Below are 21,397 nucleotides of genomic sequence, written 5' to 3' on the forward strand. Positions count from 1 at the left end.
CAGTCAGCGCGCCGCCCGCTTGGCTTCGGCCAGCAAAATAGCCAGCCCTTCTCCCAGGGCCGCGCCAATCAGATGGCTATAACTGCCATAGGCGGGCTGCAGCTTGGCGATGACGCCCAAAAGCTCTTTGAGATCTCCATCGACGGCGATGGAGACGATGGGAATGCTCCTGCCCTGCTCATCGCACATCATCTCTTCCTGTATCTGAAATTCCTTCTGCATGTGTTTCCTCCTATGACAGAAAAAGGGGAGGCCATGCCTCCCCTGCTTTTGACGCTATTTCACGCCCTGCAAATCTACCGTGATGCGGTAGGTATCCGGCGTCGCCGCCGCGGCGAACGCTTCCTGGATATCCTTCAGCGCAAAGGTTTTGCCCTCCAGGGAATAGCTGCAGTCCACGATCTTGTTGGAGATCATGAAGCCCGCATCCACATAGTCTTCCACATCCGCGGACATGGTGCCGATGATCTCGATGCGGCGGTAGTGGATATCGTTGGGGTTGATCTGGAACTCGGGAACAGGATAGCCCGCGGCGAAGAGCAGGAATCTGCCTTCCAGCCGCTTGAGCATCTCCATGCCCTGCCGGTATGCCACAGAGTGGCCCACAGCCGCGATGACTGCATCCGCGCCCTTGCCGTCCGTCAGCTGCTTCACCTGCTCCACCGGGTCGCCGTTTTTGGCATCCACGATCTCGGCAAAGCCCATGGCCGCCGCCCGCTCCAGCTTTTTGGGCGTCAGCTCGGAGATGATGACATGCGCGCCAAACGCTTTTGCCACCTGGGCATTGAGCAGGCCCATGGTGCCCGCGCCGATGACGACGACCGTCTCGCCCGGCTTCACGCGCAGGCGCTTCATGCCGCGCACCACCGTGGCCACGGGCTCCAGGAACCCGGCCTCTGCGGCGGAAATATTTTTGGACATTTTCAGCACTTTGTTTTTGGGGAACACTTTGTAATCCGAGAAGCCGCGGTCGCCATGGAAGCCATCGCGCACCGGCCAGCCGCCCTCTTTGCTCTCACAGCAGAAGCTCTTGCCCATCAGGCAGGCTTTGCAGTGCCCGCAGCCCATGAACAGCGGGGCAACGCGGTCGCCGATCTCCACATTCTCCACATTCTCGCCCTTGGCGCAGACAATGCCCGACCACTCATGCCCGCCGGCCATCGGGAAGCCCTGATGGTTGCGCAGGCCCATCCACTGCTGATAGTCCGTCGTGCAGATATTGCACGCCTCCATCTTGAGCAGCACGTCGTCGCTCCCCATTTCGGGCAGCGGCTCTTCGTGCATCGCCGCGACTTTGGGCTCCATAATTGCAGTAAAGTAGTGTGTTTTTGGAATGCTCATGTTTCCCTCCTAGAATGTTTTCCCTCTAATTTCTCTATTGCAGCGCACCCGGCGCTTCAACGCATGTGATCGAATCTGTTTTCGGATACACTTAGTATACCACAGCCTATTCAAAAAGGACAGAGAAAATCCCTGTCCTTTTTTTAATACGGGATGTCCGCCGCCTCGGCCTCGGCCATCTCATAGAACCGCGCCTCCGTCAGCTGCATCAGCACCTTTTCCTCCGGGGTTTCTTCGCTCAACCCAGAAAAGCGCATGAGCGCCGCGCGGATGCCGTTTTTGCGGATTTCCTCTCCCACGGCCTGCGCGCCGGGATCTTCCGGGTTCTGGAAATAGTAGGCCGCCGCCAGCACTTTGGCCAGAAAATGCGGCATACGCCCATGCCGGATACAGCAGAGCGCCGGGCCGACCACCCGGTCGCCCTTGGCCAGCTTTCTGGGCAAATCCTGCGCCACCCGCTCGAGAACATCGTCTGACGTGGGGCTGGACCACATGTTCCACTCCTGGCGCTGGAAATCCCGCCAGATCTCCTCTACCGGGACGCCAAACTCCTCCGAAACGGCATAGATGCCTTCCCGCTCGGCCAGCAGGACGCTTCTGCGGATCGCCGGATCCGCCGTGGCCTCCCGGATATAGCAAAGGCCCGCTCTCTGGCCCAGAACGGCCAGAGCAAAATGCTTCATATTGATCGTCCAGATTTTATGCACCAGCCGCACGGGCAGCTTATCCTTGAGCACGAGATTGACCCCTTCGGGCACGCCCCTTTTAAAGCCATCCCGATCCACGGGCATGCTGGGCTCATCCCCGCCCGTGGCCGCCAGCGGATCTTCCGCCAGCATCTCGGGCGTGGGCGCAACCGAAAGCCGGGAGACCAGCGTCTCGATAAAGCCGACTTTTTCACTCAAAAATGCCTGCTGCTCGGGCGTCTCCAGATGCTCCTGGATGGCCGCGCGGATTTGGCCGGTGGGCTGAAGGAAGTTGACGCAGATGAAGATATCCAGCGCGGAATGGTCTCCCGCAGCCAGCCGTTTTTTGATGGCATCCGAGATGAGAACGCCCATATCCCCGATGGCGGCAGGAAAGATGGGCAGCGCCAGATAGGGTGCAGTGCTGACCGCCTCCACGCATGCCTCGTATTCCTCATCCAGGCCAAAGGCGTCGTAGCCCGAGATGCGCACGCGATCAAAGCTGCCGTCGCTGTGCGTCTTAAAGAGCGTATAGCCGCCGGCCTGGCGCATCTGCCGCGCCTGCTCTGCCCGGTGCGTCAGAAATGTGATGTGATAGCCGGCGTCCGTCCCAAAAATATCCGCCAGATAGCTTTTGGCAATTTTGCCGGCACCGACGATGACCAGCCTCTTTTCTGTGTTCCCCATGTTTTCCTCCCCTGCGGCCCTCTAGTAGGCGATATCGAACGGATCCATGCCCGAAAGCTCGTAATACTGGCCGACGATGAGCTGCTTTAACAGCCGCTCTTCCAAAACATCATCCGAAAGATCGCAGAATTTTGCCACAGCGGCATCGATTCCCTCTTTTTTGATGCACTCGCCGATTTCCACTGCGCCGGGATCTGCCGGGTTCTGGAAATAGAAGCCCAGCGCCGCGCCCCGGGAGAGGAAATAGGGCATGCGCCCATGCTTCAGGCAGGCCAGCGCCGGCCCGATGAGGCGATCGCCCTTGGCCAGCTTTCTTCTCATATCCTGCGCCACCCGCAGGCAGGTATCCTTATTGTTATCATTGGCGTTATCCGCGAAATACTCCTCCCGGCTTTCCGGCTCGTCTGCGTCGATCTCCTCCTGAGTGAAGCCGCATTCCTGGCAGACAGCGAAGTTTGCCTCGCGCTTTGCCAGAATGGCGCAGCGCATGACATCCGGATCCTGGCCGCTCTCGCCGATATACTGCTTGCCCTTGAACTGGCCGTACAGCGCTGTGATGCAGTGCGACATATTGGAAACCCAGATTTTATGCACCATCCAGCCCGGGACGTTGTGCTTCAAAACAAAGTTGACCCCAGCCGGCGGCTCGCCCTTCAGCGGATCGGCATCCACGGGCAGGAAATCGATATCGCTGGAATAGCAGACCAGCGGATCTTCCGCCAGCATTTCCGGCTGCGGGATGGCACCGTTTCTCTGCACCAGCGTCTCGGAAAGGCCGACTTTCTCTTTGAAATACGCCCGCTCAGCCTCGGTTTCCAGTTTTTCCTCGATAAACTTAGTGAAAATCTGCGTGGAATTCAGGAAGTTGACGCAGATATAGAGATCCAGCGGCTCCTGGCTTCCTGCGGCGGTTCTCTGCCGGATGGCATCCGCGATCATATGCCCGATGGATTCACAGGCTCCGGGGAACACGTGCACCGTGGCATAGTTCGTGCGGCAAAGCGCATCCACGCACTGCTGATACTCGGTTTGCGTGCAGAAGGCGTCGTAGCCCGAGATGGTAACGCGGCTATGCGTGCCGTCCGAATGGCGCTTGATGATGAGGTATTTGCCCTGCTCCCGCAGAGCCTGGGTCAGCTCGGGCGAATACTCCAGAAAAGTCAGATGATAGCCGGCGGCATCGAACAGCTCGGCCAGGTATCCGCGGCCAATTTTGCCCGCGCCAATGAGCACAGCTTCTTTTTTAGGCATAAAAAATCCCTCCTGATGAAAATCCAAATCTCTTCTTTTATGATAACCGCCGCAGGGCAATCCGTCAATCACAAAAGCGGCAGGCGAGGCCGGCATTTGGGCGCAAAAAAAGAGCCGATGCCTTTGCCGGCCCGCCGAAAGGCGATGCCCGCTGAGAAGCAATTGCCTTTCAGCGGGCATTGCTTTATAATGAACTGACAAATGCAAATTGAATTTGCAGAGGGCACGGAGGAAAATATAATGGTTTTAATGGTTGATACAACAACAAAACATATAGGAAAAGCAATTGCAGAGGAATTGCTTCGCAGTGGTGAAAATTCCGCCGGGTTTGAGTTGATTGACACCGCTGGGATGCACATTTCACACTGTGTTGGGTGTAATTACTGCTGGCTGAAAACGCCGGGAGTATGTGCCATTCAGGACGATTATGAGCCGATTTTGAGAAAAATAAGCAAAGCCGACCAGGTTTGGCTGGTTTCGGATACTCATTTTGGATTTGTCTCCTGGCGAACCAAAAATATTGTAGACAGAATCATGCCTCTTGTCACCATGTATTTGAAATTTAAAGACGGGCAGATGCGCCATGTAATGCGCTATGACCACCAGCCGGATCTTGGGATTATCTATACCGGAAACGGCGATCAGGCTTACCTTGAACGGTGGTGTCAGCGTACTGCGCTGAATATAGGGAGCCGTTCCTTGGGAGTCTTTTCTGAATGCAACAGAAAGGAGGCGATTTCATGCATGTTGTAATAATCAATGCAAGTCCACGGGTACAGAAATACAGCAACACGGAGAAAATCATTGCCGCCTTTGCAAAAGGGCTGTCAGAAAAAGAAAGCACCTTCGAAACATATGCGATTTCCAACCGAAAAACATGGGATATAATTCGTGATGCTTATCTAAAAAATGATGAAATCCTCATTGCGCTGCCATTATATGTAGAATGTGTGCCCGGACTTCTTTTGGAATTTTTGGAAACGCTTCCCAAAAAGGACGAGCATACAAGGCTCTCGTTTCTTTTGCAAAGCGGCTTCGCGGAGGGGTGCCAGCTTCGCTGCGGCGAGGCATTTCTGGAAAAATTGCCGGAATATTTGGGTGTTCGTTATGGCGGCTGTCTGGTGAAAGGAAATAATTTCGGAATCCGAATTATAGGTGAAGCTCAACAGGCTCAGGCCACAAAACCGTATCAGGCGATGGGCAAACTGTTTGCAGAGGGAGACGGCTTCTTCCGTAAGGAAGCAAAAAAATTTACTGGCCCGGAATATTTGCCGCTTCCTGTGCGCCTGCTGATGGGTTTGATATTCAAAACCCTTATGAAAAAGATGTTTCAGAAGGCGGCGGCATCGTGGGGGTGTAGTGTGCCACTTGATGAAAAAGTCTGGGAAACAGACCGGGAAAATAGGCTCTAAGAGAAAAATTTATATTTATCGCTCTCGCCTGCGGGCAGTCATAGCGGATTACACAACATAAAAAGTGCAAGACAGACCATTACAGTCTGTCCTGCACTTTTTCCTCTTTGCACCAGCTCTTTTAGCGTGCAACTAGTCCGTTACATAGGGCAGCAGGGCCATAACCCGCGCACGCTTGATCGCTGTTGCCAGCTCTCTCTGATGCTTCGCGCAAACGCCCGTCGCTCTTCTGGGGGCGATTTTGCCCGTCTCCCCGACGAACTTCTTGAGTTTTGCAGTATCTTTATAGTCGATGCTCGTCGCTTTTTCAGCGCAGAATGCACAGACTTTCTTCCGGGGGCGTCTGCCCCGCGGTCTTCTTTGTGCTCTTTCTTCCACTTCTGTGTTCCTCCTTCTTGGAATATTAGAACGGAAGCTCCTCGTCGTCTACCAGGACGTCGCTCATCTCGGATGCGAACAGGTCGTCATCCTTGGGCGCTGCTGCGGGCGCGCTGCCATAGCCGGCGCGATTGCCGCCGCCATAGCTGCCCGAAGCGCCGGAGCCTGCCGCTCCTGGCTTTGCGAGAAACTCGATGTCGTCTGCCTGGATTTCCGTCACATAGCGCTTTGTGCCGTCTTTGGCATCATAAGAGCGCGTGCGCAGCTCGCCGACCACCGCGATCTGCTGGCCCTTGACCAGGTATTTCGCGCAGTTATCCGCAAGCCCTCTCCATGCGATGACGTTGAAAAAATCCGCCTCTTCCCGGTTCATGCGGCGCGTTACCGCGACGCCCAGGGTCGTTACCGAGACGCCGTTTGGCGTCGTTCTGTGCTCGGGATCTCTCGTGAGCCGGCCAACGATAAATACTTTATTCATTGCCTTACTCCTGCTCTTTCTTTACGACCATGAAGCGCATCACATCTTCCGAGATCTTCAGGTTTCTCTCCAGCTCAACGGGCAGATCCGCCTTGGCTTTGAAGTTCATCAGAACGTAGTAGCCCTCGGAAATATAGTCGATCGCATAGGCCAGTTTTCTCATGCCCCATTCGTCGATATTCTCGACTTCGCCGTTATCGTTTTTGACGATATCCGCAAATCTGGCAATGAGCGCCGCTCTCGCTTCTTCTTCCACCGTTGGTTTAATGATGTAGAGTAGTTCGTAGCTGTTCATTTTTTCACCTCCCTTTGGACAATTGGCGCCGGTCTCCCCCGGCGCAAGGATGCTGCTCATACTTATGAGCCTATCTATTATAGCATCTGAAAAACGCATTGGCAAGCACTTTTTCCCGCTCTGCCCGCTTTTCTTGACTTCCCCAGCCCAAAAACCTATAATACCATTATATACTGGATTTTTTGGGCATACTAGATAGAAAAACAGGAGGAATTACAGCATGAGCGAATGCACGCACGATTGCAGCTCCTGCCAGGCGGAATGCTCCAGCAGAACCCAGAGTTTTCTGGAAAAGCCGCATGAGCAGAGCAGCATTAAAAAGATAATCGGCGTCATCAGCGGCAAGGGCGGCGTGGGCAAAAGCTCCATCACCGCGATGCTGGCCGTCTGCATGGCGCGCAAGGGCTTCCACACAGCCATTTTGGACGCGGATATTACCGGGCCTTCCATCCCAAAGATGTTTGGCGTGAAGGAAAAGGCTACCGGGACGGACTCCGCGCTCTTCCCCGTGGCCAGCCGCGGCGGCATCGATATGATGTCTGTCAACCTGCTGCTGGAAAACGACACGGATCCCGTCATCTGGAGGGGGCCGGTCATCGCCGGGGTCATCAAGCAGTTCTGGCAGGATGTCATCTGGAAAGACGTGGACTATATGTTCGTGGATATGCCTCCGGGCACGGGGGACGTTCCGCTGACGGTGTTCCAATCCATCCCGCTGGACGGCGTGATCATCGTGGCCTCGCCCCAGGAGCTGGTTTCCATGATCGTGGGCAAAGCCGTGAAGATGGCGCAGATGATGAACATCCCCATCCTGGGCCTGGTGGAAAACATGAGCTACCTGCTCTGCCCGGACTGCGGCAAGCAGATCCCGCTCTTCGGCAAGGGCAGCACAGAGCAGTATGCGCAAAAGCAGGGGCTGACTCTGCTGGCGAAAATGCCGGTGGACCCGGAAATTGCACAGCTTTGCGACAGCGGCGAAATCGAAAGCTTCCAGGGCGATTACCTGGATGCGGCCATCGCCGCGATTCTGGCGCGCTAGAGGCAGGCATATGAGGCGGTTACTTGCTGTTTTCTGCGCGGCGCTCCTGCTCTGCGCCGGCTGCGCCAGCCAATCCAAACCGGCGGCGCTGAGCCCGGAGGAGTTCATGGCTTATCCCGCAGGCGGCGAGCCCCTTTCTCCGGCGGATGCCCAGGGCGAGATTACCATCAACAAAAGCGGCGTCTCCCTGGGCTTTCAGAGCGCGCCCAGCGACGCTTATGCCAGCGCGGATTTTTCCAGCAAGCGCGGCATCAGGCTGGGCAGCACGCTGGAGGAGCTGGCCGAGGTTTATCCGGATCTGCGCTTCCATGTCATCTATGGACAGAGCGAAGATTTCGAGGTAAAAGCGGATGTTTCCCCCAAAACCGTCGCTCGCCAGGCAAAGGGCGGGAAGGATATCATGTTTCTCATGTATACCCAGCGCAGCATCGACGGCAGTATCCTCTCGGACAAAGAGTTCGACGCTTACTGCGAAAAGAACGGCATTGACGGCGCCGCGCTTTCTTCGGATCCCGGGGCATACGGCTACGAATGCTGGGGCATGATTTTCGGCATCGACGGCGAAGCGGTGGATTCGCTCTCTTTCACGGCGGTCTCGCCCAAAAAAGAGGCTTCGCAGGAGCCCGGCCCGGCGGCAGAAGAAGGGGCCGAACAGCTTTTTGCACAATAATTAAGAAAAGAGCGTTTCCCCGAGAAATGCTCGGCAGGCAAATGGATACCCGCCGGGAAACCGGCGGGTATTGCGCTATAGCGGGCTGAAAAGCAAACAGGAAATCGCGAGGAGACAGTTATAGAATATCATAGAACAATCACATTAAAAAACGGCGCGGAATGCTGCCTAAGAAACGGAACGGAAGGAGATGGCCAGGCCGTCTTAGACAATTTTAACCTGACGCATTCCCAAACCGATTACTTGCTTTCCTATCCAGGCGAGGGAAGCTCTGACGCGGCGCAGCAATGCCAGTCTCTCAAGGAAAAAGCCGAAAGCGATCATGAGGCTGAGCTTGTTGCAGTCGTGGGCAATGCAATTGTCGGAACCGCCGGAATCAGGGCAGTCGGCGCCAAATACAAAGTGCGGCACCGCGCCGAATTTGGCATTAGCATCGCCAAAGAGTTTTGGGGGCTTGGTATTGGGCAGGCGCTCATGGCGGCATGTATTGAATGCGCGAGAAAGGCGGGATATATCCAGCTTGAGCTTCATGTGGTCGCCGAAAATACAAGAGCGCTATCCATGTATGAGAAAGCGGGTTTTATCGAGTATGGCAGAAACCCCAAGGAGTTCTATTCCCGCCTGGCGGGGTTTCAGGAGGTCGTTCATATGAGGCTGGAATTGCAGTGATCACGCCAGTTTCTTCCTCATCGGCATTTTTTGTCATATGAAAAGAGCAAGGCAAACCAAGCGGCTGCCCTGCTCTTTTTTCTGCTCTGCTATTTTTCCTGCATGCTCAGGTAGTAGGCGCGGATTTTCTCAAAGCTCTCGGCGCTGATCACATGCTCGACCCGGCAGGCATCTTCGGACGCGGCCTGCTCGCCGACGCCCAGAGCCACGAGGCAGCGCGTCAGAATCTGATGCCGCTCATAAACCTTTTTTGCGATTTCCATGCCCGGCGGCAAAAGCGTGATATGCCCGGCGGAATCCACCTCGATATACCCGTTTTCCCGCAGCTGCTTCATGGCCACGCTGACGCTGGCTTTGCTGAAATCCAGCTCGGCGGCGATCTCCACGGCGCGCACGCTTCCGTTGCGCTGCTGCAATATTAAGATGGTCTCCAGATAATTTTCGGCAGACTCCTGTATCTTCATGGTTTTCTCCTTTGCGGCTGTTATAGCCATGTTAGCATGTGCTAACCTTTTTTTCAAGTGATCGCAGTTTTTTTGTTGACAGCTTTTGTTCGCTATGGTAAACTTCACCTTGCAAGGAAGTTAGCGGAAGCTAACTATTTTTCAGCAATACAGTTAGTCTAAACTTACTGGCCCAAAAGGAGGAATCGTCATGCCCTTATCGATGGCAGCAGTTGGAGAAAAAGCCCGGATCGAGGAGATTACCGGCAAGGATGAGACGCGCCTTCATTTGAAGAATTTGGGGTTTGTCCCCGGGGCGCCGGTAACCGTCGTCTCCCAGCTTGGCGGAAACCTGATTCTCTCGCTGATGAACACGCGCATCGCGCTGAACCGGAGCATGGCCAGCCGAATACTGATATCAATTATTTAGGAGGAACATAGAGATGAAAACGCTAAAAGATGTAAAGTGCGGCCAGAGGGCAGTCGTCTCCCGCCTGCGTGGCAGCGGCGCCGTCAAGCGGCGCATCATGGACATGGGCATCACCCGGGGCACGGAGATTTTCGTGCGCAAAGTCGCCCCGTTGGGAGACCCCATCGAGCTGAACGTGCGCGGATACGAGCTGAGCCTGCGCAAAGAGGACGCTTCGATGATCGAGGTCGGCTGATTATTATGTATCTTAGTTAGTTTTGACTAACCATTAAAAAAGGAGGAAAGAAGATGGCTATCAAAATTGCCCTGGCCGGCAACCCGAACTCGGGCAAAACGACGCTTTTTAACGGCCTGACGGGCAGCAACCAATACGTCGGCAACTGGCCGGGCGTTACAGTCGAGAAAAAAGAAGGCAGGCTCAAAGGGCGCAAGGATGTGATCATCCAGGATTTGCCCGGCATCTATTCGCTCTCTCCCTACACGCTGGAGGAAGTCGTCTCCCGCAATTACCTGGTGGAAGAAAAGCCGGATGTCATCTTAAATATCGTGGATGGGACCAACCTCGAGCGCAACCTGTATCTGACGACCCAGCTGGCCGAAGTGGGCGTGCCCATGGTCGTCGCGCTGAACATGGCGGATCTGCTCAAAAAGCGCGGAGACACAATCGACCTCAAAAAGCTCGGCGATGCAATCGGCTGCCCGGTGGTGGAGATTTCCGCGCTCAAGGGGACGGGCATCCAGGAGGCGGCCGAGGCCGCCATAGCGGCGGCGCAATCCGGCAAAAAGCCGCGGCCGCTCACCTTCTGCCCGGAGGCGGAGCAGGCGCTCTCCCTCATCTCGGAAGCGATTCACGGCAGTGCAGAGCAAAACCGCCTGCGCTGGTATGCCGTCAAGCTGTTTGAGCGGGACGGCAAGGCCATGGAGCGCATTTCCCTGAGCGGCGCGCAGAAAGCCAGCATCGAGCAGGCCATCGCCGCCTGCGAGCAGAAGCTGGACGACGACAGCGAGAGCATCATCACGGATCAGCGCTATAGCCGCATCAGCAAGCTGCTCCCGGGCATTGCCAGCAGCAAGCGCAAAGGCGCGCTCAGCACCTCGGATAAAATCGACCGCGTCGTAACCAACCGCTGGCTGGGGCTGCCCATCTTCGCGCTGGTCATGTTCCTGGTCTACTATATCTCCATGGTGGGCATCGGCGCATCGCTGACGGGCTGGGTCAACGACAATCTGTTCGGCGACGGCTTCCATCTCTTTGGCAATGGCGCGGCAGAATACAGCGAGGCCGCAGAAGAATACGGCGACGCCGCACTCATCGTGGATGGCTATGAGGCATATATCGAAGAGAACGGCGCGGCCCCCTCCGGCGATTTCCTCTATGAAGTGGAAGATGAGGAGACGCTGGAAGTAACCGAGCAGACTGCGACGCTGGCAGACTATGAAGCGGCGGCCGCAGTTCTGGAGAAATACGGCGGCGAGGAGCCAGCCCCAGCAGATTACGGCACGTTCGTCCCCAGCATCCCGGCTCTCGTCAGCGCCGGACTGGAAAATGCGGGCGCGGCGGACTGGCTGAGCGGCCTGATTGTGGATGGCATCGTAGCAGGCGTGGGGGCAGTTCTTGGCTTCGTCCCGCAGATGCTCGTGCTGTTTTTGTTCCTGGCGTTTCTGGAATCCTGCGGCTATATGGCGCGCATCGCCTTCGTTTTGGACCGCGTATTCCGCAAATTCGGGCTTTCGGGCAAATCTTTCATCCCCATGCTGGTGGGCACGGGCTGCGGCATTCCGGGCATCATGGCCTCCCGAACCATCGAAAACGAGCGCGACCGCCGCATGACCATTATGACGACCACCTTCATCCCCTGCGGCGCGAAAGTTCCCTTCATCTCCATGATCGCCGGCGCCATCTTCGGCGGCTCGCCCTGGGTGGCGACCTGCTCCTACTTCATCGGCATCGCGGCCATCATCCTCTCGGGCATCATGCTCAAGAAAACCCGGATGTTTGCAGGCGATCCCGCTCCCTTCGTCATGGAGCTTCCGGCCTATCACTGGCCGACGCCGGGCGGCGTGCTGCGCCCCACCTGGGAACGCGGCTGGTCGTTCATCAAAAAAGCCGGGACGATCATCCTGCTTTCCACAGTGCTCGTCTGGTTCACGACGTATTTCGGCTTCACAGCAGAGGGCTTCCGTATGCTGGGCGAGGAGGAGATGGATCAGTCTCTGCTGGCAGCCGTCGGAAACGCCATTGCCTGGATTTTCGCTCCTCTGGGCTGGGGCAGCTGGCAGGCGGCCGTCGCCTCCATCACCGGCCTCATCGCCAAGGAAAACATCGTTGGCACCATGGGCATCCTCTACCCCGGAAAGTGGCCTGAGATCGCGGCGGCATTCACGCAGATTTCCGGCTTCTCCTTCCTGGTGTTCAACCTGCTCTGCGCGCCCTGCTTCGCGGCCATCGGCGCCATCAAGCGCGAGATGAACAATCCCCGGTGGACCTGGTTTGCCGTGGCTTATCAATGCGGCTTCGCCTATGCAGTTGCCCTGATGATCAACCAGTTTGGCAATGCTTTCGCGGGCAAAGCGAATCTCCTCGGCCTGGTTTTCGCAGTGATTGTGCTGGGTCTACTGCTCTATCTGCTGCTGCGGCCATATCGGGAGCCCCAAAAGCGCTCCTCCAAAGCGGCCGCAAGGATTTGAAGAGGGGGTGATGCGCGATGCTCCAATGGTTTCAGGCGAACCTAGGCACAATCTGCATCAGTCTTGCGCTGGCTTGCATACTGGCCCTGATCATCCGGCGTTTGCTGCGGCAAAAAAAGCGCCATCAATGCGCCTGCGGCTGCTCGAACTGCCCGCACAGCGCCGTCTGCCACAGCGCGGGCGAGGCGCAAAAAGCGCCGCCCAGGCCATGACGCTTCCGGGCACGCGCCTGCGCTATCTCTTCTCGCTGGCCAGGCTCTGCCGGGAAAACGGCGGAGCCCGGGCGGTGGAGATCGCCGTCATGCTGGGCGTAACGCGCCCCAGTGTGCACCGCATGATGGAGGCGCTCAAAAAGCAGGGGCTCGTCCGGCAAAGCGGCTCGCTTCTCTGCCTGACGCAGCAGGGCCAGAGCGTTTTGGAGCAATATCAGGAGGAATACGATATTTTTCTGCTTTTCTTCCACCGTTCCCTGGGCTTTTCCCTGCTGGAATCCGAAGACTGCGCCATCGCTCTGCTCGCGCTCTGCCCGGACTGCCGGCGCGCTTTGGCGGATTTTCTGCAAAACGGGCCTGCCTCTTAGGAGCAAAGCCGTGCAATGACTGCTCCTCCATAAAAAGACCGCAGATGCAAAAGCACCTGCGGTTTTCTTTTCCTATGCGGAAATTTATTTCCAGTTCTCTGCTCTGACTGCGAAATAAGCCTGCGGATGATCGCAAACCGGGCAGACTTCCGGCGCTTTCTCGCCGATATAGAGATGGCCGCAGTTCGCGCACTGCCAGACGACAACGCCGTCCTTCTCAAAGACCTTCTTGTCCTGGCAGTTTTTAAGCAGGGTATTGTAGCGCTCCTCGTGCTCTTTCTCGATTTTGCCTACCGACTCGAAGAGATAGGCGATTTTGTCAAAGCCTTCCTCTTTTGCCGTCTTGGCAAACTCCGCATACATCTCGGTCCACTCGAAATTCTCGCCTGCGGCCGCGGCTTTGAGGTTCTCCTCCGTGCTCCCGATGCCGCCCAGCAGCTTGAACCAGATTTTCGCGTGCTCCTTCTCGTTGCCCGCCGTCTCTTCAAAAATCGCGGCAATCTGGTTATAGCCTTCCTTTTTTGCCTTGGATGCGAAATAGGTGTATTTGTTTCTCGCCTGGGATTCGCCCGCAAAAGCGGCCATCAAATTTGCTTCGGTTTTGGTTCCTTTCAGCTCTTTCATTTTTCTTCTCCTTTTTCTTTTTCAAGGCACTGCTTGCAGATGCCATAAATGACAATTTCTTCTTCGGCCGGCTCAAAGCCCGTGGCCCGGCGAATTTCTTCCGCGATGCCGCCCATGGTCTCGGGCGCCAAATCGATCATCTCCCGGCACTTTTGGCAGACCAGATGGCTATGCCGGTGAAGCTGGCCGTCAAAGCGGTCTGCGCCGGAAGCCACGCGGATTTTCCGAAGCGCGCCCTGCTCGGCAAGGCTGTTTAAATTGCGGTAGACCGTGGCCAGGCCGATGCCCGGGTTCTGCCTGCGCACCCATTCATATACGGTCTCTGCCGTCGGATGCTGTTTTGTCCCCTCTACAGCCTGGCGGATGGTCTCGCGCTGTTTTGAATATTTCATGCTTTTCTCCATCCAAAAATGATAATGATTATCATTTCTATTTTTATTATAGCAGAAAAAAGAAGGTTGTCAACCCTTAGTCGCCCGGTTTTCTTCCGAAATAAAAAGAGCGGCATCCCCTGCTTTCGGGAATGCCGCCCATCACTTTTATAGGAACGTATGCAAATACTGCTCCATGACCTCCTCCGGCACCATGCTGCCGCCCGTGGCCCAGGCGATATGCACGGCGCGCCCGGCCTGCTCTGCAAACGGCGTCTGCCCAATGCGGCGCGGGCCGGCAAAGCTGGCGCAGGCAGACGGCTCGAGCAAAATATGCTCCGTCTGGCCGAGCAGGCGCAGGTCGTCATAAAGCTGCGCATCCTGCACGGTAAAGATGCCCGAAACCAGCTGCCGCACCGCCCGGCAGACCAGCCCGGAAGGCCGGCCGACCGCCAGCCCATCTGCGTGGGTTTTGCCCGAAAGGCCATAATCGCGGATATCTGCCTGCTCCATTTTCCCCGTTGCCAGCCCCAGCAGCATGCAGGGGGTAGCCGCCGGCTCGACAAAGAAGCAGGAGACTGCATCGCCGAAAATCTGCTTGAGCCCATAGCAGATGCCGCCCGGCGCGCCGCCTACGCCGCAAGGCAGATAGACAAACAGCGGGCGCTCCCTGGAAATCTGGATTTCCTGCGCCTCCAGCTGGGCTTTCAGCCTCTGCGCCGCCACGGCATAGCCCAAAAAGAGATCCAGGGAGTGCTCGTCGTCTACAAAATAGCTGCGCGGATCCGCATCCGAATTCTTCCGCCCCTGAGCCACCGCCTGGCTGTAATCCCCCGCGTATTCCAAAACCTGCACGCCGTGCTGGCGCAGCAGCTGCTTTTTCCACTCTTTGGCGTCTGCCGACATATGCACAATCGTCTGAAAACCCAGCGCCGCGCTCATGATGCCGATGCTCATGCCCAGGTTGCCCGTCGAGCCGACCTGCACGCAAAACTGCTCGAAGAATGCCCGAAACTCTGGCTCTGCCAGCACGGCATAGTCGTCCTCCATCTGCAGCTTGCCCGCCTGCACTGCCAGATCCTCCGCATGGCGCAGCACTTCATAGATGCCGCCCCGGGCTTTGACCGAGCCCGAGATGGGAAGATGGCTATCCATCTTGAGCATCAGTTTGCCCGGGCAGGAAAGGCTCTGCCCCATTTGCGGGATTTCCCGCAGAGCGGATTCGATAATCCCCTGCTGCGCCGCCGTTTCAGGAAAGGCTTTGGCCAGAAAAGGGGCAAAGCGCTCCAGCCGCCGCGCCGCATCCTCTATCAGCGCGGGATCTACCGTCTGCTCCACCTGCAAAAAAGGCCGCATCTCGGGATTTTCCCAAAATAGTTCCGTCTGATTTTTGATCGCTTGCAGCAAAGCTTCCTGTTCCCGTTTTTCCATCTCGCTTCTCCTCCCGCATCATCCCGGCGCTCGCTCGGTTCTTTTTTTGCACAACTTGCCCTTTTTAAGGCTGCCGCCCCCTTGCCACGCACAGTGGCCAAGGAAAGCCGCACATCCCAGTTCCATATATTGTAATTATAGCATATCCGCGCCCTGGCGCCCAGGCAAGCCATATCTCCATAAACTGGCGGCCGCGCACCTATTCTTCAAAAATATATTAAAATATCTTTACAATTTATTCATAGAATGGTATGATGGTCTAAGTATATGTATAGAAAGGTTGAAATACCATCTATGAAACACAACAAGCTTCTCACCATTACCCTTGCGGGGCTGCTCTGTGCCATCGGCATCATCATCCCCATGTTTTCGCCCGTTAAAATCGTGCTGGAGCCGGCCTCCTTTACGCTGGCCAGCCATGTGGCAATTTTTGTCGCGATGTTCATCTCGCCCACGGTTGCCATCTCGGTTACGCTTGGGACGACTCTCGGGTTCCTGCTGGGCGGTTTCCCCATCGTGGTCGTCATGCGGGCATTTTCGCAGATTATTTTTGCGGCCATCGGTGCCTTTATGCTCAAAAAGGATAAAGAGTGGCTGGGATCCGGAAAAAAGATGTTTTCTTTTGGGCTGCTGACTTCCCTCATCCACGCGCTGGGCGAAGTGGCCGTCGTCATTCCCTTCTATTTCACGGGAACGGGCCTTTCCGCCGGCTACTACGACAAAGGCTTCTTCATCTCCGTCATCTTGCTAGTCGGCATCGGCACTTTGGTGCACAGCATGGTAGACTATGGCATCTCTCTGGCCATCTGGAAGCCGCTGCGCAAAGTAGTTGCATAAAAAATAGCAAGAAAAAATCGGCCGCCCGGTTGACAGGCGGCCGATTTAATGCTAAGATAATATCTGCGCTCGATATTGCGCTAAGAACTATATATGTGCCTGTAGCTCAGCTGGATAGAGTGTCTGACTACGAATCAGAAGGTCAGGGGTTCGAATCCCTTCAGGCACGCCAAGGCTTCAAAATGCAAACCCCTTATTTATCTTTTTAAAAGGTGCGTTTGGCCTTCTACTCAAAAGACCCGCTAGAGAATAGTGGGTCTTTTATTGCACAATAAAAAGCGGGGCAACAGCCCCGCTTTCCTTTATTTTTCCTGCATGTATTCGTTATATAAATGCAGCGCCTCTTTCAGCTCTCCGTTGGTCTTGCCGTCTCTGGCCGTCAACAAAAGAGGGAGCAGCAGCTTGAATATCACTTTTTGCCCCTTCCCCAGCTCCGAAAGCTCTTCTTTCATCTCGGCCATCACCGCGTCGCTCTTTGTGCCAAAGTGGAAACGCCTGATAAACGCTCCCAGTAATGCCGTAACCGCTGTCGTTGCCAGGCCTATCATGATAGGCGCGATTATCTCCATCTTTAGCCCTCTCTTCTCTCTTCTTTGAGCTGTTTGTAAATCTGATTGGCGTAAACACTGCACCCAGCGCAGAGAATCCCCTGCACCGCTCCCATCATCAGGCTTTGCATGGTGTTGTACTCCGCATCCCGGAACACCAGCAGCCACGCCGCGCCCAGCAGCGCCCCAAGCAGTCCCAGCCCCAGCGGAATATACTTATTCTCGAATACCTCCGCTTTCTTGAGCGCCACGCCGATAAGGTACAACACCGGAATCAGCGTGAGCATTTCCGGCCGAATCAGTTCCATCATATCCATTTCTTTTTCCTCCCGCTATGCGTTCCACTTGCCGCCCAGCTTTGCGCAAGTGTCTTTTCCGATGATACCGTCCGCTTTCAGTCCGTGTGCCTTTTGGAAGCGCATCACCGCACCGCGCGTCCCATCTCCGAACGCCCCATCAGCACCGCCGTTTCCACAGGAATAGCCCTTGCCAATTAGGGCCCTTTGCGCCGCGCGCACGTCCTCACCCTTCATCATGGGCTTTGCGCGTTTGAGCAGGCGGGAAAGCGTCCAGCCGGCCGAAGAGGCCGGTGCGGTTGCCTTTCTGTCCTTCCATACGCCGCCCAGCTTTTCGCAGGTATTTTGCCCTGCAACGCCATCTGCCGCCAGCCCGTTTGCTTTTTGAAAGGCTTTGACCGCGTTCTCTGTCCCTGCACCAAACTGGCCGTCTGCACCGCCGCCTCCGCAGGAATACCCTTTGGAAATAAGTGCATTCTGTATCGCCCGCACATCTTCACCTTTCATGAGTGGGCTTGCTTTTTTGAGCAGTCTGGAAAGCTCCCAGCCGGCAGGCGCTGGCCGCGGCGCTGACGCACCTCCCTCAATCTCTGCTTTGAGGAAGTCAGGTCGCCCGAAAGCATTCCAATATCCGGCCTCGGCATTCAGCGGACGCTTTACCACACCGTCATCCCGGCCTTTGGCTTCTATGACGTTCTTTTCCATATCGACCACCACGCCCACATGATATGCTTTCCCCTTGTTTGCACCGCTGGCATACACCCGGAACACAAAATCGCCTGGCAATAATTGCTCTTTGGAAATTTTGGCACACATGCCTTTCAGACCATTTGCAGTTGTATCCGATTTCAGTACTCCCTTTAGGTTCTGAAAGAAATACATAATTAGCCCGGAACAGTCAAACGCCCGAAGCGCGTTCTTCTCCTCGGCCTTTCGCTTCTTCCAAAATGCGATAGCTCGATCTGCATTGCTCCTGCTGGTTTCCATCCGGCGAATCCAGTTTTCCGAAATCGTCTCGTTGCCTTGCCCCTGCGCACCCCACACATACATAGAGCCGTTATCCTTCTGCTCTTCCAGATAGTCCAAAAATTCCTGTAATATCATTGTTTACCGTCATCCGAGTTTTTCTTCCAGCTCATTAATCTCCTTGCGCCATTGTGCACGCATCTCGATGATTTCTGGTATATCCGAGAGGGAGAGCTGCCCCTCAACTACTTTCAAGATATTATAGTCCGTGCGTGCGAGATTATCCTTTAGCTCCTGAATCCGCATTTCGTTTCGTTCCGACAGACTATAAGGGACATATCTCAAAATATCTTCATACTCGTCATATGCCTCCTTAGCCTCTATCGCCTGAACATCAACCACCCATTCAACATCTTTTCCTCCATTCGGATATTCGTTAATGGTCTCATAATGGCCTTTCTCCTGAACTGCCGGGGTTGCTTCGTGGCGAGCAATAAAAAGGCGTTCATCTTTTAAATAGCCATCTTTCAGATTCGGTGATTCTATCTCAACTCCGTTTTTATCAAATATTCTCATAACACTTCCCATCCTCTATTATGTAGTCCTCCGCCATACAGCTACATTTATAAAGGGCGGCATATTATTATGTGCCGCACCTCCACCAGTAAAAGAGGAGCGCTGCATATTGCTTGAACGCGCCTGCCCGCTATCTATAAAACCGTAGCCAGAGCCACTCGTGCCTGCGTACTGCACATCATGCTGATGCCTCGGCATTTCATTTACAGTAAGCACATGTTCACTTTCGCCGCCAGTGGCCCCAAGTGTGCTCGAGGGGCCGCAGGCCCATAAAAAGCGCCCGGAGATTCTCTCCCACGTCCCTCCGAACAACTTGGCTGGAGAGGTATTGTGGTTTGCGAAATAATAGCTTCCAACCGGATAGGATTTCAGCCCATCATTCAGCCAGGAATCGTATACCCATCCTCCTGTCTCTATGGTATGGATATATCTTGTCCAAGACACCGAGCCAGTATATGTGGTGTAACGCTGTATTCGATATGAAGTTGTTCCGGTCTCCGTTGGCTGCCCATTGCCATACCAAACCTCCAGCCTTCCAGCTACATCCGTCGGGCAATTTGCAATGCCTTCCGCATCGGAATCGTATCGAACACCATATATACCAGGTTCAAGGTAGTCGTTAAAATCACTCCCTGATGGTATCAGCGGCAGCGTCTCAAGCTCGGGGGTGTGCCTGCACACCCCGCAAAGTGCTTCCTCCGCCCGCTCATCCACAACGATCATGCCGCCTTGGCCGCAGCAAATCCTGGCCAAGCTTATCTCATAAACGCCATTGCCCCGCTCCAGCGCCGGAGGCTCCTCTGATGTCCCTTCCTTGACATAGAGCCCAGGGCCGCTTTTTTGTGCTCTTAGCACGACGCGCCCCCATTTCCCATCTTCGGGCGCCGAAATCAGATAGGGTTCCTCTTCTGTTGCAATGATTTTAACTAAATATCCATCCAGCAAGGCCTTGCCTGGATGGATATATGCGCTTTGCGCCCCCGCGGCCTCTACCCGCAGGTTGTCCTCCAACGCAATCACTCCGGATTCGAAAAAGCAGCGGAAAAACTCCGCTGCTCCTGCCGAATCATATCGCTTATCTGAGGGCCTGCCCGACAGATATCTTCCTTCAAACCTTCCCATACCCTATACCTCTGCCACAGCTGTCCGCAACTGCTCGATGGCCTGGCGCAGCTTGAGCCGCTCTACTCCGCCTCCCTGCACTGCTGGATTGACCCAGCTGATACTCATCCCGAATTTTCCATCATCCCATCCGTTGATGCGCTCAATCACTTCCTGCAGCCCCTGCTGCAACTCTGCAATCACGGCCAGGTCCCCTATTTTTGTGATGCCCGCCAAAACTGGCGAGAAGCTTACGGCTTCCAACCCATATGCTGCCCTAAGCGCATTCACCTTGCTTTGCAGCTCCGTAATATGCACCGCCTTTATCTTGGTCCCCGGAAGTGTCAAATCAGCATCCGTAAAGGACAGCTCCGCAATCTGAAAGTTTTGAGTAACTGCCTGCGAAGAAAGGAAGGAATCATCCATAGCCGCGCGCAAAGAAAAGCTGCCGGCGGCCTGCTCCTGCGCCGGGCGGTAAATCACCTGCTGACCGCCCTGCAAATTATCGCTGATGCCGCAGGAGAAGAAGGCGCCGTCCTGCTGTGTGCTTTGGTCTCCGACGCATAGAATGTGCTTTGGGCCATCATTCGTCTGCGCCGCCCTCAGCAATACCCGGGGCCGCCGGCTATATACCGTGCTGCCTTTTACGGGATATTCGATGCTGGGCGGCAGGGGCGCTGTATTCAAGGTAACCTCTGCCGTATAGTTGCTCCAGCTGCCGCGCGCGCCCAGAGCGTCATAACCCCGCACCCGGAATTTCCGCTTGATTCCCTGTTCCCAGCCCGCCGTATCGATATCCACATACGCCGCCCCGGCAGATGCATTGCGGCCTACAATCTGAGTATCCACGTTCGTTGCGGCTTCAAACCCTGCTAGGTTCCCGTTCGGATCGCCGGTGTTGGCAAAACGAACACGGATTATCTCGCCTGGAATATACGAGGTGCGCTCCAGTGTGAGGCTCGTCGGGGTATTGGGCACGTTATTTCTCATAATCGTGTTCGACCACCCGCACGCCGGATTATCGCCCCGCTGCGTGATAGCAATCACATTTGCCCGTAGGCGCTTGCCCCGTGCAATGCCCGAGGCATTCATCTGGTAGCTTGTCGCGCTTCCAGCATAAATCTGCCGCTCTGTTTCATCAATTTTAATATACAGCCGATATTCCAAAATAGCGTTGTTCACGCCGGCAACCGCTGGTTTCCAGCTGAAATTGACTGTGTTTTCAAACGGGTTCGGGCCCAGGCTCAAATTGGAAATCGCGCCGGCGTTGCTCCAATATTCCCCATATGGGATAGAGAAGTTAGTGCAATACCGCGTCCAGATACAGCTTTGCGTCCCTGTAGCATTGGTTCGGATATATGCGCCAAAGCTTCCAGGGTTAGCGGTCGTTATCACATTCGGGCCCACCTCAAATTCAAAGCTCCCCTGGTATTTGCTGGATGAGCGCCAAGATTCGCTCGTCGCCTTAATGCGATGCTTTGCCAGCTCTACTCCTGTATCCCAATAGATAGAAAGATCTCGATAGTTATTTGTTCCTGCACCGTTTGCAGTTTCTGATCCTGTCGTCACTGTCCAGTCGCACCGGTACTTCACAGACCCG

27 protein-coding genes and 1 tRNA gene are annotated in these 21,397 nt (G+C 55.4%); 11 read left to right on the forward strand and 17 right to left on the reverse strand.

Annotated features, from left to right (window positions below):
* Positions 1–3 precede the first annotated feature (3 nt).
* From AALG83_05980 to AALG83_05995, 4 genes are all read right to left on the reverse strand, one after another.
* The gene (locus tag AALG83_05980; protein MEY8382702.1) at positions 4–222 is read right to left on the reverse strand and encodes a hypothetical protein; all 219 of its coding nucleotides are present in this window, start codon (positions 220–222) and stop codon (positions 4–6) included.
* 54 nt (positions 223–276) lie between these two features.
* Positions 277–1,341: a zinc-binding dehydrogenase gene (locus tag AALG83_05985; protein ID MEY8382703.1), complete on the reverse strand. Its 1,065-nt coding sequence runs from the start codon at positions 1,339–1,341 to the stop codon at positions 277–279.
* Between the two features lie 143 nt (positions 1,342–1,484).
* Positions 1,485–2,714: a hypothetical protein gene (locus AALG83_05990; protein ID MEY8382704.1), complete on the reverse strand. Its 1,230-nt coding sequence runs from the start codon at positions 2,712–2,714 to the stop codon at positions 1,485–1,487.
* Between the two features lie 21 nt (positions 2,715–2,735).
* Positions 2,736–3,965: a hypothetical protein gene (locus AALG83_05995; GenBank protein ID MEY8382705.1), complete on the reverse strand. Its 1,230-nt coding sequence runs from the start codon at positions 3,963–3,965 to the stop codon at positions 2,736–2,738.
* A 201-nt stretch (positions 3,966–4,166) separates the two neighbouring features.
* On the opposite strand from AALG83_05995, the gene AALG83_06000 reads away from it, so the two are divergent.
* A complete protein-coding gene (locus tag AALG83_06000) occupies positions 4,167–4,718 on the forward strand; it encodes a flavodoxin family protein (protein MEY8382706.1) in 552 nt (183 codons plus the stop codon).
* Entirely contained in the window at positions 4,706–5,377 is a 672-nt protein-coding gene (locus AALG83_06005) for a hypothetical protein (GenBank protein MEY8382707.1), read from the forward strand. The genes AALG83_06000 and AALG83_06005 overlap by 13 nt, the downstream gene beginning before the upstream one ends.
* A 132-nt stretch (positions 5,378–5,509) precedes the next feature.
* Here the strand turns inward: AALG83_06005 and rpsR are convergent, their stop codons facing one another.
* Genes rpsR through rpsF form a run of 3 tightly spaced genes read right to left on the reverse strand, consistent with a single transcriptional unit; the run spans position 5,510 to position 6,528 of the window.
* Positions 5,510–5,755: a 30S ribosomal protein S18 gene (gene rpsR / locus AALG83_06010; protein MEY8382708.1), complete on the reverse strand. Its 246-nt coding sequence runs from the start codon at positions 5,753–5,755 to the stop codon at positions 5,510–5,512.
* A gap of 25 nt (positions 5,756–5,780) precedes the next feature.
* Entirely contained in the window at positions 5,781–6,233 is a 453-nt protein-coding gene (locus AALG83_06015; GenBank protein MEY8382709.1) for a single-stranded DNA-binding protein, read from the reverse strand.
* 4 nt (positions 6,234–6,237) lie between these two features.
* Positions 6,238–6,528 carry a 30S ribosomal protein S6 gene (rpsF, locus tag AALG83_06020; protein MEY8382710.1) on the reverse strand — a complete coding sequence of 97 codons (291 nt, stop codon included), beginning with the start codon at positions 6,526–6,528 and terminating at the stop codon, positions 6,238–6,240.
* A gap of 220 nt (positions 6,529–6,748) precedes the next feature.
* Here rpsF and AALG83_06025 point away from each other — a divergent pair, with 220 nt between their 5' ends.
* The 3 genes from AALG83_06025 (at position 6,749) to AALG83_06035 (ending at position 8,906) form a co-directional block, all read left to right on the forward strand.
* The gene (locus AALG83_06025; protein ID MEY8382711.1) at positions 6,749–7,567 is read left to right on the forward strand and encodes an Mrp/NBP35 family ATP-binding protein; all 819 of its coding nucleotides are present in this window, start codon (positions 6,749–6,751) and stop codon (positions 7,565–7,567) included.
* Positions 7,568–7,577: 10 nt separating this feature from the next.
* Positions 7,578–8,237, forward strand: a complete 660-nt coding sequence (locus tag AALG83_06030) for a hypothetical protein (GenBank protein MEY8382712.1) — start codon at positions 7,578–7,580, stop codon at positions 8,235–8,237.
* 120 nt (positions 8,238–8,357) lie between these two features.
* On the forward strand, positions 8,358–8,906 hold the full coding sequence (locus AALG83_06035; GenBank protein ID MEY8382713.1) for a GNAT family N-acetyltransferase: 549 nt from the start codon (positions 8,358–8,360) through the stop codon (positions 8,904–8,906).
* A gap of 89 nt (positions 8,907–8,995) precedes the next feature.
* Here AALG83_06035 and AALG83_06040 read toward each other — a convergent pair whose 3' ends face one another.
* On the reverse strand, positions 8,996–9,370 hold the full coding sequence (locus AALG83_06040) for a metal-dependent transcriptional regulator (GenBank protein ID MEY8382714.1): 375 nt from the start codon (positions 9,368–9,370) through the stop codon (positions 8,996–8,998).
* A gap of 190 nt (positions 9,371–9,560) precedes the next feature.
* Here AALG83_06040 and AALG83_06045 point away from each other — a divergent pair, with 190 nt between their 5' ends.
* The 4 genes from AALG83_06045 (at position 9,561) to AALG83_06060 (ending at position 13,047) form a co-directional block, all read left to right on the forward strand.
* Entirely contained in the window at positions 9,561–9,779 is a 219-nt protein-coding gene (locus AALG83_06045; GenBank protein MEY8382715.1) for a FeoA family protein, read from the forward strand.
* Between the two features lie 13 nt (positions 9,780–9,792).
* Positions 9,793–10,014: a FeoA family protein gene (locus AALG83_06050; protein ID MEY8382716.1), complete on the forward strand. Its 222-nt coding sequence runs from the start codon at positions 9,793–9,795 to the stop codon at positions 10,012–10,014.
* A gap of 53 nt (positions 10,015–10,067) precedes the next feature.
* Positions 10,068–12,467 (forward strand): ferrous iron transporter B, encoded by a 2,400-nt coding sequence (locus AALG83_06055; protein ID MEY8382717.1) that lies wholly within the window; start codon positions 10,068–10,070, stop codon positions 12,465–12,467.
* Positions 12,468–12,594: 127 nt separating this feature from the next.
* Entirely contained in the window at positions 12,595–13,047 is a 453-nt protein-coding gene (locus AALG83_06060; protein ID MEY8382718.1) for a helix-turn-helix domain-containing protein, read from the forward strand.
* Positions 13,048–13,131: 84 nt separating this feature from the next.
* On the opposite strand, the gene rbr is transcribed toward AALG83_06060, so the two are convergent.
* The 3 genes from rbr to AALG83_06075 all read right to left on the reverse strand — a co-directional run bounded on the left by rbr (position 13,132) and on the right by AALG83_06075 (position 15,473).
* Positions 13,132–13,671, reverse strand: coding sequence for a rubrerythrin (rbr, locus tag AALG83_06065; protein ID MEY8382719.1), 540 nt, complete (start codon positions 13,669–13,671; stop codon positions 13,132–13,134).
* Positions 13,668–14,063, reverse strand: coding sequence for a transcriptional repressor (locus tag AALG83_06070; protein MEY8382720.1), 396 nt, complete (start codon positions 14,061–14,063; stop codon positions 13,668–13,670). Before AALG83_06070 ends, rbr begins: the two co-directional genes overlap by 4 nt.
* A gap of 147 nt (positions 14,064–14,210) precedes the next feature.
* Positions 14,211–15,473, reverse strand: a complete 1,263-nt coding sequence (locus AALG83_06075; protein ID MEY8382721.1) for a D-serine ammonia-lyase — start codon at positions 15,471–15,473, stop codon at positions 14,211–14,213.
* A gap of 294 nt (positions 15,474–15,767) precedes the next feature.
* On the opposite strand from AALG83_06075, the gene AALG83_06080 reads away from it, so the two are divergent.
* Positions 15,768–16,310, forward strand: a complete 543-nt coding sequence (locus tag AALG83_06080) for a hypothetical protein (protein ID MEY8382722.1) — start codon at positions 15,768–15,770, stop codon at positions 16,308–16,310.
* A 95-nt stretch (positions 16,311–16,405) separates the two neighbouring features.
* Positions 16,406–16,482, forward strand: a tRNA-Arg gene (locus AALG83_06085).
* 130 nt (positions 16,483–16,612) lie between these two features.
* Here the strand turns inward: AALG83_06085 and AALG83_06090 are convergent.
* Genes AALG83_06090 through AALG83_06115 form a run of 6 tightly spaced genes read right to left on the reverse strand, consistent with a single transcriptional unit; the run spans position 16,613 to position 21,390 of the window.
* Positions 16,613–16,879 (reverse strand): hypothetical protein, encoded by a 267-nt coding sequence (locus AALG83_06090; GenBank protein ID MEY8382723.1) that lies wholly within the window; start codon positions 16,877–16,879, stop codon positions 16,613–16,615.
* Positions 16,880–16,881: 2 nt separating this feature from the next.
* On the reverse strand, positions 16,882–17,175 hold the full coding sequence (locus tag AALG83_06095; protein MEY8382724.1) for a phage holin family protein: 294 nt from the start codon (positions 17,173–17,175) through the stop codon (positions 16,882–16,884).
* A gap of 15 nt (positions 17,176–17,190) precedes the next feature.
* The gene (locus tag AALG83_06100) at positions 17,191–18,258 is read right to left on the reverse strand and encodes a peptidoglycan-binding protein (protein ID MEY8382725.1); all 1,068 of its coding nucleotides are present in this window, start codon (positions 18,256–18,258) and stop codon (positions 17,191–17,193) included.
* 9 nt (positions 18,259–18,267) lie between these two features.
* Complete coding sequence (locus AALG83_06105; GenBank protein ID MEY8382726.1) at positions 18,268–18,696, reverse strand: hypothetical protein; 429 nt, start codon at positions 18,694–18,696, stop codon at positions 18,268–18,270.
* 18 nt (positions 18,697–18,714) lie between these two features.
* Complete coding sequence (locus AALG83_06110) at positions 18,715–19,818, reverse strand: hypothetical protein (GenBank protein MEY8382727.1); 1,104 nt, start codon at positions 19,816–19,818, stop codon at positions 18,715–18,717.
* 3 nt (positions 19,819–19,821) lie between these two features.
* A complete protein-coding gene (locus tag AALG83_06115; GenBank protein ID MEY8382728.1) occupies positions 19,822–21,390 on the reverse strand; it encodes a hypothetical protein in 1,569 nt (522 codons plus the stop codon).
* Positions 21,391–21,397 lie beyond the last annotated feature (7 nt).

This window comes from Christensenellaceae bacterium 44-20 (assembly GCA_041223705.1).
Taxonomy (GTDB): Bacteria; Bacillota; Clostridia; order Christensenellales; family Christensenellaceae; genus QANA01.